The organism is Streptomyces sp. PCS3-D2 (assembly GCF_000612545.2).
Taxonomy (GTDB): domain Bacteria; phylum Actinomycetota; class Actinomycetes; order Streptomycetales; family Streptomycetaceae; genus Streptomyces.
Map to the genome: position 1 here is coordinate 3,411,742 of NZ_CP097800.1, position 13,850 is coordinate 3,425,591.

At 72.6% G+C, this 13,850-nt stretch carries 17 protein-coding genes; 5 read left to right on the top strand and 12 right to left on the bottom strand.

The genetic code is table 11. From position 1 onward, the window contains the following. Positions 1-31: 31 nt before the first annotated feature. The gene (locus tag AW27_RS14710; RefSeq protein WP_037921110.1) at positions 32-1,489 is read right to left on the bottom strand and encodes an aldehyde dehydrogenase family protein; all 1,458 of its coding nucleotides are present in this window, start codon (positions 1,487-1,489) and stop codon (positions 32-34) included. A gap of 89 nt (positions 1,490-1,578) precedes the next feature. Then, the gene (locus AW27_RS14715; protein ID WP_052030441.1) at positions 1,579-2,457 is read right to left on the bottom strand and encodes a helix-turn-helix domain-containing protein; all 879 of its coding nucleotides are present in this window, start codon (positions 2,455-2,457) and stop codon (positions 1,579-1,581) included. Between the two features lie 360 nt (positions 2,458-2,817). Here AW27_RS14715 and AW27_RS14720 point away from each other — a divergent pair, with 360 nt between their 5' ends. Beyond that, a complete protein-coding gene (locus AW27_RS14720) occupies positions 2,818-3,306 on the top strand; it encodes an ATP-binding protein (protein ID WP_037921108.1) in 489 nt (162 codons plus the stop codon). A 111-nt stretch (positions 3,307-3,417) separates the two neighbouring features. Here the strand turns inward: AW27_RS14720 and AW27_RS14725 are convergent, their stop codons facing one another. Then, the gene (locus AW27_RS14725) at positions 3,418-3,663 is read right to left on the bottom strand and encodes a DUF397 domain-containing protein (protein ID WP_030656519.1); all 246 of its coding nucleotides are present in this window, start codon (positions 3,661-3,663) and stop codon (positions 3,418-3,420) included. A 296-nt stretch (positions 3,664-3,959) separates the two neighbouring features. Between AW27_RS14725 and tatA the strand changes: the two genes are divergently transcribed. Next, entirely contained in the window at positions 3,960-4,124 is a 165-nt protein-coding gene (gene tatA, locus AW27_RS14730; protein WP_037921107.1) for a Sec-independent protein translocase subunit TatA, read from the top strand. An 8-nt stretch (positions 4,125-4,132) separates the two neighbouring features. Here tatA and AW27_RS14735 read toward each other — a convergent pair whose 3' ends face one another. After that, positions 4,133-5,308, bottom strand: a complete 1,176-nt coding sequence (locus tag AW27_RS14735; protein WP_037921106.1) for a DUF2786 domain-containing protein — start codon at positions 5,306-5,308, stop codon at positions 4,133-4,135. A gap of 155 nt (positions 5,309-5,463) precedes the next feature. Between AW27_RS14735 and AW27_RS14740 the strand changes: the two genes are divergently transcribed. Next, complete coding sequence (locus AW27_RS14740) at positions 5,464-7,209, top strand: bifunctional 3'-5' exonuclease/DNA polymerase (protein WP_037921104.1); 1,746 nt, start codon at positions 5,464-5,466, stop codon at positions 7,207-7,209. A 68-nt stretch (positions 7,210-7,277) separates the two neighbouring features. Here the strand turns inward: AW27_RS14740 and AW27_RS14745 are convergent, their stop codons facing one another. From AW27_RS14745 to AW27_RS14760, 4 genes are all read right to left on the bottom strand, one after another. Further along, positions 7,278-8,153 carry a hypothetical protein gene (locus AW27_RS14745; RefSeq protein WP_052030439.1) on the bottom strand — a complete coding sequence of 292 codons (876 nt, stop codon included), beginning with the start codon at positions 8,151-8,153 and terminating at the stop codon, positions 7,278-7,280. Between the two features lie 66 nt (positions 8,154-8,219). Continuing rightward, a complete protein-coding gene (locus AW27_RS14750; protein WP_037921101.1) occupies positions 8,220-8,750 on the bottom strand; it encodes a SigE family RNA polymerase sigma factor in 531 nt (176 codons plus the stop codon). A 56-nt stretch (positions 8,751-8,806) separates the two neighbouring features. Beyond that, positions 8,807-9,313, bottom strand: coding sequence for a GNAT family N-acetyltransferase (locus AW27_RS14755; RefSeq protein WP_052030437.1), 507 nt, complete (start codon positions 9,311-9,313; stop codon positions 8,807-8,809). A gap of 52 nt (positions 9,314-9,365) precedes the next feature. Continuing rightward, positions 9,366-9,872 carry a hypothetical protein gene (locus AW27_RS14760; protein WP_157840229.1) on the bottom strand — a complete coding sequence of 169 codons (507 nt, stop codon included), beginning with the start codon at positions 9,870-9,872 and terminating at the stop codon, positions 9,366-9,368. Positions 9,873-10,012: 140 nt separating this feature from the next. On the opposite strand from AW27_RS14760, the gene AW27_RS14765 reads away from it, so the two are divergent. Next, positions 10,013-10,267, top strand: coding sequence for a LuxR C-terminal-related transcriptional regulator (locus AW27_RS14765; protein WP_037921092.1), 255 nt, complete (start codon positions 10,013-10,015; stop codon positions 10,265-10,267). Positions 10,268-10,353: 86 nt separating this feature from the next. Here AW27_RS14765 and AW27_RS14770 read toward each other — a convergent pair whose 3' ends face one another. Further along, on the bottom strand, positions 10,354-10,872 hold the full coding sequence (locus tag AW27_RS14770) for a hypothetical protein (protein ID WP_037921090.1): 519 nt from the start codon (positions 10,870-10,872) through the stop codon (positions 10,354-10,356). 92 nt (positions 10,873-10,964) lie between these two features. After that, the gene (locus AW27_RS14775) at positions 10,965-11,750 is read right to left on the bottom strand and encodes an ABC transporter ATP-binding protein (RefSeq protein ID WP_236647624.1); all 786 of its coding nucleotides are present in this window, start codon (positions 11,748-11,750) and stop codon (positions 10,965-10,967) included. Between the two features lie 87 nt (positions 11,751-11,837). Here AW27_RS14775 and AW27_RS14780 point away from each other — a divergent pair, with 87 nt between their 5' ends. Further along, complete coding sequence (locus AW27_RS14780) at positions 11,838-12,083, top strand: hypothetical protein (RefSeq protein ID WP_052030433.1); 246 nt, start codon at positions 11,838-11,840, stop codon at positions 12,081-12,083. Positions 12,084-12,162: 79 nt separating this feature from the next. Here AW27_RS14780 and AW27_RS14785 read toward each other — a convergent pair whose 3' ends face one another. Further along, a complete protein-coding gene (locus tag AW27_RS14785; RefSeq protein WP_052030430.1) occupies positions 12,163-12,402 on the bottom strand; it encodes a hypothetical protein in 240 nt (79 codons plus the stop codon). Between the two features lie 14 nt (positions 12,403-12,416). Then, a complete protein-coding gene (locus AW27_RS14790) occupies positions 12,417-13,841 on the bottom strand; it encodes a WhiB family transcriptional regulator (RefSeq protein ID WP_078556367.1) in 1,425 nt (474 codons plus the stop codon). Between the last annotated feature and the right edge of the window lie 9 nt (positions 13,842-13,850).

Consider the following 13,850-nt stretch of genomic DNA (forward strand, 5'->3'; position numbering starts at 1 on the left):
CGGTCGAGTCTAGGGGTGCGCGGACCCTCGATCAGAACGGGAAGGCGGTCCGCCCATGCTGAACGGAGATCCACTTCTGGGTGGTGAACGCCTCGACCGTGGCCTCGCCGTTGAGCCTGCCCAGGCCCGAGGCCTTCTCGCCGCCGAACGCGGCCAGCGGTTCGTCCCCGATCGTGGAGTCGTTGACGTGGATCATCCCCGTCTCGATGCGCTGGGCGAAGCGGACGCCCCGCTCCACGTCCCGGGTGTGCACGGCGCCGCTGAGCCCGTACGGGGTCGCGTTGGCCAGCCGCACCGCCTCGTCCTCGCCGTCGAAGACCACCAGCAGCGCCACCGGGCCGAAGATCTCCTGGCCCAGGAGCGGGGAGTCCTCGGGGATCCCGGCGAGCACCGTGGGCTCGACCAGGTTGCCGCGCGTAGACCCCCGTACGAGTGCCTGCGCGCCGGATTCCACGGCCTGGTCCACGAGTGCGGTCAGGGCGTCGGCCTGGAAGGAGTTGATCAGCGGGCCGATGTGGGTGTCGGCCTCGCGCGGGTCGCCCGTCCTCAGGCCGCGCACCCGGGCGGTGAACTTCTCCGTGAACTCCTCGGCGACGGACGCGTCGACCAGGATCCGGTTGGCGGCCATGCAGACCTGGCCCTGGTAGACGAAACGGCTGAAGACGGCCGCGTCCACCGCGTAGTCGAGGTCGGCGTCATCGAGGACGACGAGCGCACTGTTGCCGCTGAGCTCCAGGACCGTGCGCTTGAAGTGGCGGGCGGCGATCGCGCCGACGTGCCGGCCGACCCGGTCCGACCCGGCGAAGGAGATCACCTTGGGGACGGGGTGCGTCAGGAGCGCGTCGCCTATCTCGGCGATGTCGGTGACCAGCACGTTCAGCAGGCCGGCCGGAAGCCCCGCGTCCTCGAAGATCTTGGCGATCACGCCGCCGCCCACGACGGGGGCGTTCTGGTTCGGCTTGACCACGACCGCGTTGCCGAGGGCCAGGGCCGGCGCCACCGACTTCAGGGTGACCAGGAAGGGGAAGTTGAAGGGGCTGATCACGGTCACGACGCCGACGGGCAGCCGCTGGACCCGGTTCTCCTTGCCCTCCACGGGCGAGGGCAGGATCCGGCCCTCGGGGCGGACGGCCAGCTGGAGCGACTCGCGGATGAACTCCATCGCGAGGTGGACCTCGTACTCGGCCTTGGGACGGGTCCCGCCGAGTTCGTCGATCATCGCCTCGACGATCTCCTTCTCGCGCTCCTCGGTGATCCGCAGGGCGCGCTCCAGAACCGCGCGTCTGATGTACGGGCTGGTCGTGGCCCACTCCCGCTGGGCGCGCTCGGCGCCGCGGTACGCCCGGTCCACCTGCTCGACGGTGGCCACGGTGATGGCCGCGAGCTTCTCACCGTTGTACGGGTTGACGTCGATGATGTCCCACGAACCGTTGCCGGCCAGCCATTCGCCGTCGATGTACTGGTGAGCGAGGTCGCTGAATATGGACATGCCATCCCTTACTGCGAGCGCGCACCCGTGCGCTGCACCGGAGACCGATCGGTCATCATGCACTGATCAGACGTCATACTACGTGCGGATCAAGACAGTTGGAGTAGGCCGCGAAGAAGATCCCTGGTCCGGTCGGGATCGGGGCAGTCGGCCTGGAGGCGCTCCATGGCCCGTTCGTACTGCCCCACTTCCTCGCCCTTGTCCAGGTAGAGGGCACTGGTGAGCTGTTCCAGATAGACGATGTCCTGGAGGTCGGACTCGGGGAAGCGGAGCAGGGTGAAGGCTCCGCTCTCGCCCGCGTGCCCGCCGAAGGAGAAGGGCATCACCTGGAGCTGCACGTTGGGCCGCTCCGAGACCTCGATGAGGTGCTCCAGCTGACCGCGCATGACGTTGCGGTCGCCGTACGGGCGGCGCAGCGCGGCCTCGTCGAGCACGGCGTGGAAGACGGGTGCGTTCTCGGAGACGAGCACCTTCTGCCGCTCCAGGCGCAGCGCGACGCGGCGGTCGATCTCGGCGGCGGTGGCGCCGGGCATGCCGCGACTGACGACGGCGTGGGCGTAGGCCTCCGTCTGGAGCAGGCCGTGGACGAACTGCACCTCGTAGATCCGGATGAGCGACGCGGCACCCTCCAGACCGATGTAGGTCTGGAACCAGCCCGGCAGCACGTCGCCGTAACTGTGCCACCAGCCGGTCGCGTTCGCCTCGCGCACCAGACCCAGCAGGGACTCGCGCTCGGTGCTGTCCGTTACTCCGTAGAGCGTGAGGAGGTCCTCGACGTCCCGCGCCTTGAAGCTCACCCTTCCCAACTCCAAGCGGCTGATCTTCGATTCGGATGCGCGGATCGAGTAGCCGGCCGCCTCACGGGTGATGCCGCGGGATTCTCGGAGTCGCCTGAGCTGGGAGCCCAGGAGGATGCGGCGCACCACAGAACCGCTTGCTTCTGCGGTCACTCGTACTGCCCTCCCCATCGCATTGGTGTGCGCGTGGCGTGCGCGTGCCCGGGGCCCCCGCTCCCCAGAGGCCGCAAGTCTGCCACCAAAACGCATCGGGCCGTACTCGTTCTGTAACGGAATCCCGTCTTCGGGAAAAGAAGTCCGTAAGTATGCGTAGGAAGAAATGAGCAAGAACCGTCACGTGAGTGGACAGGTCCGGCGCGTGCACGTGCATCTGCCCTTGCATCCGGCCCGGGCATTCGGAACGATGGTCCCCGCGCACCTGCGTGCTCTTCGCGCCGGCGCGGGACCCACCCCGCAGTTCTCTTTGGACACAAGCCACCGCTTCGTCCGCGAATCCCGGGAGTGCCTCGCATGGGGACGAATGGATCGACCATGCTCGAGCCGTTACGGCAGGGGCTTCCCCCGGTCGACCCCACGGCTGTCTCCGGGTCCGCCTCATGCGCTCTGCCCGCGCGGTTCGACGCGGTGCGCGGCGCCCGCACTTTCACCCGCTCGACGCTGTCCCAGTGGGGCCTCGACGACCGCTTCGACGACGTGGCCCTGGTCGTCTCCGAGCTCGTCACCAACGCCCTGCGCCATGCCCTGCCCGAGGAGTCGCGGGGGCCGGACGCCGAGCCGGGGCCGCCGGTGCGGCTGCACCTGATGCGGTGGAGCACCCGGCTGGTGTGCGCGGTGCGCGACCCCAGCGAGGACCGGCCCGGCGGGGCGTTCTCGCCGGAGCGGACCGAGGAGAACGTCGACCTGGAGTCCGGGCGCGGACTGTTCCTGGTGGACTCGTACAGCGACAGCTGGGGCTGGCACCCGCTGGCGGGGCGGCTGACCGGCAAGGTGGTCTGGGCACTGTTCCTGCTCCACGACTGAGCCGGCCGGGCCGGCCGCCGGACGGCCTGCTTCAAGACGACTGGCCGGGACCGATCACTGCGATCGGTCCCGGCCAGTGCACGTGCATGGCTTGATGAGTGCGCCGTTCCGTCAGCCGATCAGATGATCGAACTCGCCGTCCTTGACGCCCAGGAGCAGGGCTTCTATCTCGGCCGGCGTGTAGACGAGCGCCGGACCGTCCGGGAAGCGCGAATTGCGCATGGCGACGTCGCCTCCCGGCAGCTTCGCGAACTCCACGCAGGAACCCTGCGAGTTGCTGTGTCTGCTCTTCTGCCACGTCAGCTCAAACAAGGAAGCGAGTTCTGCAGCTGCCATCCCGTTGTACGCGTGGTCCACAGGAAGCCCCCGATAGTGCAGATGTCAACTCCACCGGATCATAGCTGTGTTCACCAGCTGCTGCATGCGCAGATGCACGTGCACGCGGGGTGTTCCGATGATCACAGACAGGTCCGCCCGATCGCCGGGCCGGAGCGGCCGGAGTACCCCCACCCCCCGGAACCGGCCCATGACGCCGGAAAGGGGCGGCTTTCAGGATCTCTTCAGATTTGTCCGGAGCGCCGTCCTGCCTGTTCCATGGGCCGGGCGCGCGAGGGATCCCGAAGAGAAGCCGGACCGTCCGAGAGGGGAACACTTTGCTCCGCAACGCCGTCCAGCCCTGGCACCTGCTCATCGTCCTGGTGGTCCTGCTGCTGGTGTTCGGTTCCAAGAAGCTGCCCGACATGGCCCGCTCACTGGGGCGGTCGATGCGCATCCTGAAGTCGGAGGCCCGGGCCCTGCGCACGGACGAGACCCCGTAGCCGAGCCCCTACGGCAGGGGGCGGCGGCGGCCGCCCATGTGGGCCCGGTCGGCGGCCGCGGTGCCGTCCTCCCAGCCCGCGTGGTCGGTGGCGCCGCGCAGCCGGGTGGTGGTGGTCCGGGGGAACATCTCCTCGGCCCGGGAGGTGACCGCCACGTCGCGGGCCACCAGGGCCGGCAGGTGGTCCGGGGCCTCCGCCGCCGCGTGCTCGGCCGTCTCGGCGAGCCGGTGGCCGAGCCGACTGGCGTAGGCCAGCAGGAAGGACTGCCGGAAAGTCTTGGTCCGCTTGCGTCCGCCCGACCGCTGCGCGGCCTCCGCACGGGTCATCGCGGCCGTTCCCTGCACCAGGAGCGAGGTGTAGAGCAGCTCCACCGCCTCCAGGTCGCTCTCGAAACCGACCACCGTGGAGAACTCGAAGCCGCTGTTCCACACCGCCCGGCAGCGGTTGGCGGTGGCCACCGCGTCGAGGAGTACCGCCTTGGCCTCCTCGTACGGCGGCTCGACACCGATCCGGCAGGCCGCGGGCACCTGCGCGGGCCCTCTGCCGCTCGCCGCGAGCAGCGCCTCGTCCACGGTGTGCCGGGCCATCAGCTCCTGGGCCTTGGCGCTGAGCGCCTCGGCCTCCTGCGGATAGGTGGTCGCCTCGGCCTTGGCGAGCAGGGCCCGGATCCGGCCCAGCATGCGCGGCTCGATGTGGGCGTGCTCCGCGAGGGCGTCGACCGGGTCTCCGGGCAGCGGACCGATCGGCTCGATCGAGGGCAGCCGGACCAGCAGCCGCAGCACCTCCAGGAATGCGGTGGCCAGGGTGAACCGGTCGGCGCGTTCGCGCCCGGCGAGCGCCTCGGCGTACGCGTCGTCGTCCGTCCACCACACCTCGCCGGCGTCCCAGCGGGCCGGGAGGCGGGCGTAGCGGCGCGCCTCGGCGGCGATCAGGTCCCCGGCGATCCGCAGGTGCCGCTCGCCGAGGTCCCGGCGGACCAGCCGCAGCACGTCGGCCGGCCGCCAGCCCCGCTCCCACCCCTGCCGTACGTACGCCTCCCCGCGCGCGAGCAGCTCGCGCCCCACGCCGGGCCAGCGTCCGGAATCGGCGACCAGCAGCGAGGCCCCGGTGTCCAGCCCGGCGTCGTCCAGGGCGTGGAGGGCCGCGGCGAAGGCGCGGTCGACGGTCTCGGCACGTTCTGTCACGCCTCTCAGCTTGGCATGTCCCGCTTCGCGTCCCGTTCCCGGTGGCGGCCGGGGCCCGCGGCACGGTGCCGCGCGGCCGGGGCCCGCGGCAGGGTGCCACGCGGCCGGGGCCCGGCGCGCGGCCGCTGTCGGCCCCCGGTGGGACACTCGCACCCATGAGCGACCGCACTCCCCGGTGGGCCCTCGCCGAGGACGGCGACGGGTGGTGGCACGCCGCGCCCGTGCACCCCGCGGAGGCGACCCCGGCGAGCGCGCGTCCGACGGCAGCGAACCCGCTCCGCGTCCGCGACCCCGCCGACGCGGTCCGCTCCGCCCCGCCCGGCACCCGCTGGGTCTGGCGGTCCACCGCCGCGGTCTACCCCCGGCTGCTCGCGGCCGGTGTCCGCGTCGAGCGGTGCCACGACATCGAGGACGCCGAGCTGCTGCTGCTGGGCCACGAGGGCCGCTCCGGCGAGCCCCGCTCGGCCGCCGCCGCCTGGGCCCGGCTGAACAACGCCCCCGTGCCACCCGATCCGCCGCAGCGCGCCGCCGCCCCCCGCGCCCAGGACTCCCTCTTCGACCCGCAGCCCGCCGCAGTCTCCCTGGACGCCCTGCTCGCCGTCCACGCCGACCAGGTGAAACGGCTCGACGCGACCGCCCGGCCCGACCGGATGCGGTTGCTCGTCGCCGCCGAGTCCGCCGCGTTCCTCGTCGCCGCCGAGATGAACCGCGCCGGTCTGCCCTGGCGGGCCGACGTGCACCGGGCCCTGCTGACCGAGCTGCTCGGCGAACGGTACGCGGGCGGCGGTGAGCCCCGCCGCCTCGCCGAGCTGGCCGACCGCGTCTCGGCGGCCTTCGGCCGGCGCGTGCGCCCCGACCTGCCCGCCGAGGTCGTCCGGGCCTTCGCCAAGGACGGGATCAAGCTGAAGTCCACCCGCCGCTGGGAGATCCAGGAGCTGGACCACCCCGCGGTGGAACCGCTGATCGCGTACAAGAAGCTGTACCGGATCTACACCGCCCACGGCTGGTCCTGGCTCGGCGACTGGGTCCACCAGGGCCGCTTCCGACCGGAGTTCGTCCCCGGCGGCACGCTCACCGGCCGCTGGGTCACCAACGGCGGCGGGGCCCTGCAGATCCCGAAGGTGATCCGCAAGGCCGTCGTCGCCGATCCGGGCTGGCGGCTCGTCGTCGCCGACGCCGACCAGATGGAACCGCGCGTGCTCGCCGCGATCTCCCGCGACCCCGCCTTCATGGAGGTCGCCGGGCGACCCGAGGACCTCTACACCGCCGTCTCCCGCCAGGGCTTCTCCGGCGACCGCGAGAAGGCCAAACTGGCCGTCCTCGGGGCCGTCTACGGGCAGACCTCCGGGGACGGCCTGAAGAACCTGGCCGCGCTCCGCCGCCGCTTCCCGCAGGCCGTCGCATACGTGGACGACGCGGCGAAGGCCGGCGAGGAGGGCCGGCTCGTGCGCACCTGGCTCGGCCGCACCTGCCCCCCGCCCGCCGGCTCCGGCGAGGGCGACGAGGCCGGGGACGGGGGCGTCGACCCGGGGGAGGGCGAGCTGGTGGGCGAGGCCGGCGCCCGACCGGACCGGGAGGACGCCCGACCCCCGGGCCACGCCTCCCCCCATGCCCGGGCCCGCGGCCGGTTCACCCGGAACTTCGTCGTCCAGGGCAGCGCCGCCGATTGGGCCCTGCTGCTGCTCGCGGCCCTGCGGCAGGCGACCGCCGGGATGCGCGCGGAGCTGGTCTTCTTCCAGCACGACGAGGTGATCCTGCACTGCCCGGCCGAGGAGGCCGGGGCCGTGGTGGAGGCGATCCGCGCCGCCGGCGACCGGGCCGCCCGGATCTGCTTCGGCGACACCCCGGTCCGGTTCCCGTTCACGACGGCGGTCGTGGAGTGCTACGCCGACGCCAAGTGACACCCCGGCCCGACCCGGCCCTCGGCCACCGGACCGCGCTGCCGCCCTTCTCGTCGGGCCCCGCGGTTTCAGCCCGTGCCCGACCCGGCTCCCGTCCCGCCCCGCTCCGGTTCGGCGGCCGGCAGGTCGTTCAGCGCCGGGTGCCAGACCGGTGAGGTGACCAGGGCCTTCAGTCGGGCGCTGTCCAGGGGCGGGGCGGGCCGCGAAACGGCCGCCCCCTTCTGCGCCGGGGCGTTCCACTCGGAGACCTCGACCAGGAAGCCGGCCGGGGTCACGAGGACGGCCCGCCAGCACTTGGTGTCCACCCGGCGGTCCGCGTACTCGTACCCCTTGTGGACCAACAGCTTCGAGCCGTCCGGCAGCCGCTCGGTCCGGCAGTCGTCGTATCCCTGGATGCTCCTGTCCCCGCACCGGGTGAGCTGGTCGGCGTGGCTGCCCCCGGGGTCCACCCGGGAGAGGCTGAGGGCCACGGCCGCCTTGCCCTTCCCGTCGTCGTACACGCCGGAGACCGCCGCTCCGCCCTCGCTGTCCGTGCCGCGCGCCACCGTGGCGGTCAGCGCCCCGCCCCCGCCCGACAGCGCCTCCTCCAGGTCGGCCATCATCCGTTCGGCGCCGACCGCGCCGCTGCCGGTCCGCGGCTTCCCCGCCCAGCCGTCCGGCGCGCCACCGGACCCGCCCGAACCGCCCTCCGGCATCGGCCGTGCCACGGCGTGGCCCGGGTCGGCGCCGCCCCCGCCGCCGAGGAGCCCGCCGACGGATGCGCCCGCCGTCGCGATCAGGGTCAGGGCCAGGGCCAGCACGGCTCCTCCGGCGACGGCGGCCCGGCGGCGCGCCACCAGGCGCCGGCCACGTGCCTCACCGGCGTCCGCCAACGCGTGCCCGTCGGCCGTGAAACCGGCCCCCGCCTGCCGGAGGGCCGTACCGAGATCATCTTCGAACGACATGGGGCATCGGGCCTTCCGTTGCGCGGGTGGGGAGGGGCGGTGCGGGAGCGCAGGGCGCCGGCGCCCTCAGGGCTCCGCGAAGCCGGCCGGGCCCTCGCCCAGCTGCTCCCGCAGCCGGGCCAGCGCCCGCGAGGTCCGAGTACGGACGGCCGCCGAGCCGGTGCTCATCGCATCGGCGGTCTCCTCGACGCTGCGGTCCTCCCAGTACCGGAGCACCAGCACCGCCCGGTCCTTGGGCGCCAGCCGCTCCAGCGCCCGCAGCAGGGGCATCCGCGACAACGGATCTCCCCCGCCGACCATGACCGCTCCCGGGTCGCCGGACTCCCCCGCCGGGCGCTCCGCCGCCGGGCGCTCCCCCGCCGGCCGGCGGCGCCGGTGCGTCAGATAGGCCCGCACCAGCACCGTCTGCGCGTACGCCGCCGGATTGTCGATCCGGGAGATCCGGCGCCAGTGCAGGTACATCCGGCCCAGGGTCTCCTGCACCAGATCCTCCGCGAGACGGGTGTCCCCGCCCGCCAGCAGACATGCCGACCGGTACAGGTGCTCCGACCGGCCCGCCGCGAATTCCCGGAACCCGTCCCTGCGCCCCTGTCGCATCCGCTCCCCCTCGCATCCGTCCCACTCCACTGACGCGCCGGACCCCCGGGAACGTTTCACCCCTGGGCGGAGTCCGCTCGGCCCAGGTCGTGGAAGTACACGTGGAACTGCTCGCGCACGAAGCCCTCCGCCTCGTAGAGCTCCTGCGCGATCGTGTTGTCGTAGGCGGTCTCCAACTGGACGCCCGCCACCCCGGCCGCGCGGGCCCGGCCCAGCACCTCGCGCAGCAGCGCCCGGCCGGCCCCGGTGCGGCGGCCGGAGGGGGCCACGTAGAGGTCGTTGAGGATCCAGGCGGTGGTCAGCGACAGGGAGGAGAAGGCGCGGTAGACCTGCGCGAAGCCGACGGTCCCGTGCCCGGGGACGTCGGCGAGCAGTACCAGGGACTCCTCCTTGGCGATGCGCTCGGCCAGGAAGGCCCGCGGGGCGTCGGGGTCCTTGACGTCCACCTCGTAGAAGTCGAGGTAGCCGCGGAAGAGCTCCGCCGCCGTCTCGACGTCCGCCTCGCCCGCGGCGCGAACCGCCACCGCGGAGTGCGGACCCTCGTGTGTCGACCGACCGTTCATGCGCGTCTCCCTGGCTCTCGGACGCGGTGGACCTCACCGCGAAGGGCCAACGCTACGACGGGAGTTCACTCCTCCCGCCATGAGCTGCCCGGGATCGGGCGGGGCGGGCAGGGCGAAGGGCGCGGTCGGGCCCTTTCCCGTGGGCGGCAACCTTCCCGTAGCGGCTCCCGCACCCCGCAATCGCTCCCGCCGATGCGGCGGAAGGAGCCGGCCCCTGCTCGGCCTTCGGGTCGGCCACCAGGTGGCGTGCCTGGGTGACCTGTGGGAGCTGTTCGTGCAGGACCCGCAGCCGCAGGTCGGTGAGCCGGCCCACGGCAGTCTTCGGGTCGGCGGCCAGGACGGCCGTCCGGTCGCCCTGGAGCAGTCCGAGCCGGAACAGCCTCTCCTGGGCCGTTTCGACTTTGTCCCGCGGTACGTGGAGGAGGACGTGGAGGTCCTCGCCCAGTGTTCCCGGATTCCGCAGGCAGTGGCGGTATATGCGCTCTTCCGTGGCGGTCAGTCCGAGCATGAGCAGGCTGGCGCCGTGCACTTTGCCCCGGTCGGCCGTGCGATCGATCACTGCCGGGCGACTGGCCGGAAGCCGGGCAGTCCGACATAGAGGACAGCAGGGTAACGCGCAGGTGAAAAATGAACTCCGGCAAAGCGGTAGGAAATGATATGAATCACCAACATTCAACGAGGGAAGCCGCTTTGAAGTCATTGGCCGAAAATCGACCACTGGATTTCTCCTGCCTCACCAGCCGCGAGGTGGAAGCGCTCCTCCTGCTCGCCTCCGGGGAGCAGAACCGCCGCCTCGCACGGCACCTCGGTATCGCCGAACGCACGATCCGCGCCCACACCGCGAGCATCGTCCGCAAGCACCGGCTGAAGTCACGGTTCGAGGCGGCGATCGTCACCCATCTGCACGCCGACGACATCAGGCAGCTGGAGACCACCCAGCGCAGCGCCGCCTGACCGGCGCCCGGACACACCGCCCGGGAAAGAAGGGCCGGTCCCCCTCGGTGGGGGGACCGGCCCTTCCTGCGTGAACCCGGTCGCCGCTACGGCAGCGCGCTGCTCACACCGTCCACGATCATCATCCACATGGGCTGGCCGCCGGTGCCGAAGGCCGAGGCCAGCGCGTAGCCGACCGACGCGTCCAGCGGCCGGACCTCCTCGTCCTCCCGCCACTCCGCGAGGACCAGCTCGTCGCCGTCGGAGGAGAAGTCACCGATGTGCGCGCCGTCGCGGATCAGCCTGCTGCTCGGGATGGAGTCCGGGACGAGCCGGTAGCGCACCCCCTCGAACTCCACGTCCACCCGGTACGACCGCCTGCCCAGGCCGGCCTTGGCCGGCTTCAGCTTCGCCTCCCGGCCGTCGATCCGCAGGGTGAGGAAGGCAGCGTCGCGGGTGCCGATCGCGATCTGCGCGTCCGCCTCCGAGGCCGGGTCCCGCTCCAGGACCACGGAAGGGATCCCCTGGCCGTCGACCTCCAGGCGGAGCTGACCGTCCTGGTGGACGGTGATCCCGCCGAAGCGGGTGTCCTCGATGGGGGGCGGGTTCCGGTCTGCATCGTTCATGGTCAGGTCCTTCGGTGCGGGTGGGGCAGGAGGTTCGTCGCGGCGGGACCGACGGCCGGGCGCGGGGCGCGCGCCCGGCCACCGGAAACGTTTCAGCGGGCGGAGGCCAACTGGGTCGCGGCCAGTTCGCGGTAGGTGTCGTTGCGCTCCAGCAGCTCCTCGTGCGGGCCGTGGTCGCCGACCCGGCCGTCGTCGAAGAGGACCAGCCGGTCGGCGGTGGTCACCGTGGACAGCCGGTGCGCGATCAGCAGGACCGTGCAGTTCTCTGCGGCCTGCTCGACCGTCCTGCGCAGGGCGATCTCGCTGAGCCCGTCCAGATGGGCCGTGACCTCGTCCAGCAGCAGCACCTGCGGCTTGCGCAGCAGCGCCCGGGCGATGGCGAGGCGCCGGCGCTCACCGCCGGAGAGGGCGAGGCCGCGGGTGCCCACCTCGGTGTCGAGCCCGTCCGGGAGCCCCGCGACGAACGCGTCGAGCAGGGTCTTGCGGAGCACCTCGGCGATGTCCTCGTCGCTCGCGTCGGGGGCCGAGTACAGGAGGTTCTCGCGCAGGGTCCCGGCGAGCATCGGGGAGTCCTGCTCCACGTAGGCGATGCGGCGGCGCAGGTCGGCCCGGCTCAGGGAACGGATGTCCGTCCCGTCGAGACGGATGCTGCCCGCGTCGCTCTCGTAGAAGCGCTGGACCAGAGAGAACACCGTGGTCTTTCCCGATCCGGAGGAACCGACGATCGCGGTGACCGCGCCCGCGGGCGCGGTGAAACTGGTCCCCTTCAGGGTAGGCGTACGGCCCTGATAGGCGAACTCCAGCTCCTCCACGACCACTTCCGGCGGCGGCCCGGTGGGCGTCGCAGGCGTCAGGTCCACATCGTCCTCGGTCTCCATCTGCCGGACTTCCTCGATCCGGGCGAGGGCGCCGTCGTCGGCGTCTGCACCCTGGCCGGCCCGTGGGGCGCCGCGATCGGTTTCGTCGTGCGCAACCAGCTGATCGCGGTGATCGGCCTGGTGGTGTGGGGCACCCTCGGCCAGCTGATGGTGCTGAGCCAGTTCCCGAAGGTGGGCCGCTTCCTCCCGGACGGCGCGCAGCCGGCCGTGCTCGGTGACCGGCTCACCCTCCCGAGCGCCCTGGACGCCCCGTACGGCCTCCTGGTGCTGGTGGCCTGGTGCGCGGCACTGGCCCTGCTGGCCCGGCGGATGTTCACCAGCCGCGACGTCTGACCCCGGCCCGCACGGCCGGGCGCGAGCGGACCCCGGATCCTCGGCCCGGGGTCCGCTCGCGGCCCTGCATGATGGGCCGTCAGTCGGCGGATTCGGTGGTGCCGTCCGGGTGGACCAGGATGCGGATGGCGCCGCCGTACCGGTCGTCGCTGATGGTCGCCGCGGCCGGCCCGCCCGTCTGCTGGGCCCGCTGCTGGAGGATCGAGATGACGACCTCCTGGATGTCGACGTACGGCGGGGCCGTGACGGGAACGCCGTCGACCAGACCGGCGCTGTGCGAGAAGACGCGGACCTCGGCGACCGAGTACGTGGGCTGCATGGGGCGGGAGCCTTTCAGGAGCTCGCGGCGAAGGCGCCGCCGGAAGGGGAGGCCACGGCGTAGGTGCCGCGGGAGACACGCAGCAGACGACCCGACCTGGCCAGGGCGGACAGGGCGTTGCTGACCGACTTCGCCGCGTCCCGGTACGCGCCGCGGGGCAGCGCCAGGAGCACGTCCCGGGCGGTGAACGCCCCGGGGAAGGAGGTCACGGCATCCTCCACGGCCCGCCGCAGGCTGAGCGCCGGAAGCGGGGTGTAGGGGAGCCCCGCGCCGGGGACCGGGTCCGGAACGGAGCGCAGCCGCGGGTCGTACGGGCCGCCCACCGCCCGGAACCGGTCGGCGTACGCGCTGCGCGGCGTCCCGGCCGCGTACCGCTCGATGTGCGTGCCGAGGACGCCCAGGGAGGCGTGGACTGCGGACAGTTCCGGCCCGTACGGGGTGTCGGCCCCCAGGTCGCCCGGATCCGACGGGGTGCTCAACACCGCCGTGAGGACCTCGATCCGGCGAATCGATTCGGCAAGCCGGTGCAGCAGGGGCTCGAAGATGTCCTGGCGCAGCGCGGAGAGCGGATCGCTGGCCGCGAGTTCCACGCTCACCGATCCGGTGAGGCCGTTCGACTCCGGGAGGCTGGTGAGGTCGTCGCCCGAGGCCGCCCGCCACTCCTCCAGGCACCGGCGGGCCTCCCCGAGCGCCGCGCACATCTCCGGTCCGATGCCCGCGGTGGGCATGCGCACCAGCATCGCCGCGACCAGCCCGGTGACCTCGAGCGTGGGCAGCACGGAGCGGAGTACGGGGCCGAGGACGGCCTTCTGTATGGCGCGGGCCGGATCGTCGAGCGAGAAGCCGATCCGTTCGCCTGCCGGGGCCGCCATCGATACCTCGTATGTGTTGACCTGCTGTTGACCGGTCCGCGGCTCAGTGCGTGCCGTGGACCGGTGTGCCTTGCCGTTCACCGCGGCGCCCGTGGGGACCACCGCCGCGACCGGGCCCGCCGCCGAGAGGGCCGGCCGGTTCGCCCGATGCTCCTGGAGCGCGTGGAACCCCTGGAGGACCAGGACGTCCTCCACGTCCGCGGCCCGTCCGCCGCCCTCGCCTCGGGGCGAGAGCCGCCCCTGCGCGTCGCCGATGCCGATCCTGCGTCTGATCCAGCGCCGGTCCTGCCGGGTGGTGGCGGCCGCGTACCCTCCGGGATCGGACTGGACGACCGCGTCCCGCAGGCACTCCGCCCAGAGCGGGCAGGAGGAGCAGAGCTGACGTGCGGCATGGGTGAGGGCCTGGAGCCTGCGCGTCTGGAGCGGAGGCCCGGCGGCCCTGCCGACGGGTGGGTTGATGAGCAACGGCTGCCCGAAGATGTCCGGCCGTCTTTGGCAGGGCAGGAGGACGGAAGCACTCGCCGCCTGCACACCGGTGGGCGACGCCGTACGTACTGTCGTGACCATGAAGACTCT

Excerpts from the sequence above, each read along its gene's own strand:
- AW27_RS14755 (WP_052030437.1), bottom strand. The coding sequence starts at position 9,313 with ATGAACGGTCGGTCGACACACGAGGGTCCGCACTCCGCGGTGGCGGTT.
- AW27_RS14750 (WP_037921101.1), bottom strand. The coding sequence starts at position 8,750 with ATGCGACAGGGGCGCAGGGACGGGTTCCGGGAATTCGCGGCGGGCCGG.
- AW27_RS14790 (WP_078556367.1), bottom strand. The coding sequence starts at position 13,841 with ATGGTCACGACAGTACGTACGGCGTCGCCCACCGGTGTGCAGGCGGCG.
- AW27_RS14715 (WP_052030441.1), bottom strand. The coding sequence starts at position 2,457 with ATGGGGAGGGCAGTACGAGTGACCGCAGAAGCAAGCGGTTCTGTGGTG.
- AW27_RS14745 (WP_052030439.1), bottom strand. The coding sequence starts at position 8,153 with ATGTCGTTCGAAGATGATCTCGGTACGGCCCTCCGGCAGGCGGGGGCC.
- AW27_RS14785 (WP_052030430.1), bottom strand. The coding sequence starts at position 12,402 with ATGCAGCCCACGTACTCGGTCGCCGAGGTCCGCGTCTTCTCGCACAGC.
- AW27_RS14720 (WP_037921108.1), top strand. The coding sequence starts at position 2,818 with ATGCTCGAGCCGTTACGGCAGGGGCTTCCCCCGGTCGACCCCACGGCT.
- AW27_RS14770 (WP_037921090.1), bottom strand. The coding sequence starts at position 10,872 with ATGAACGATGCAGACCGGAACCCGCCCCCCATCGAGGACACCCGCTTC.
- AW27_RS14710 (WP_037921110.1), bottom strand. The coding sequence starts at position 1,489 with ATGTCCATATTCAGCGACCTCGCTCACCAGTACATCGACGGCGAATGG.
- AW27_RS14775 (WP_236647624.1), bottom strand. The coding sequence starts at position 11,750 with ATGGAGACCGAGGACGATGTGGACCTGACGCCTGCGACGCCCACCGGG.
- AW27_RS14740 (WP_037921104.1), top strand. The coding sequence starts at position 5,464 with ATGAGCGACCGCACTCCCCGGTGGGCCCTCGCCGAGGACGGCGACGGG.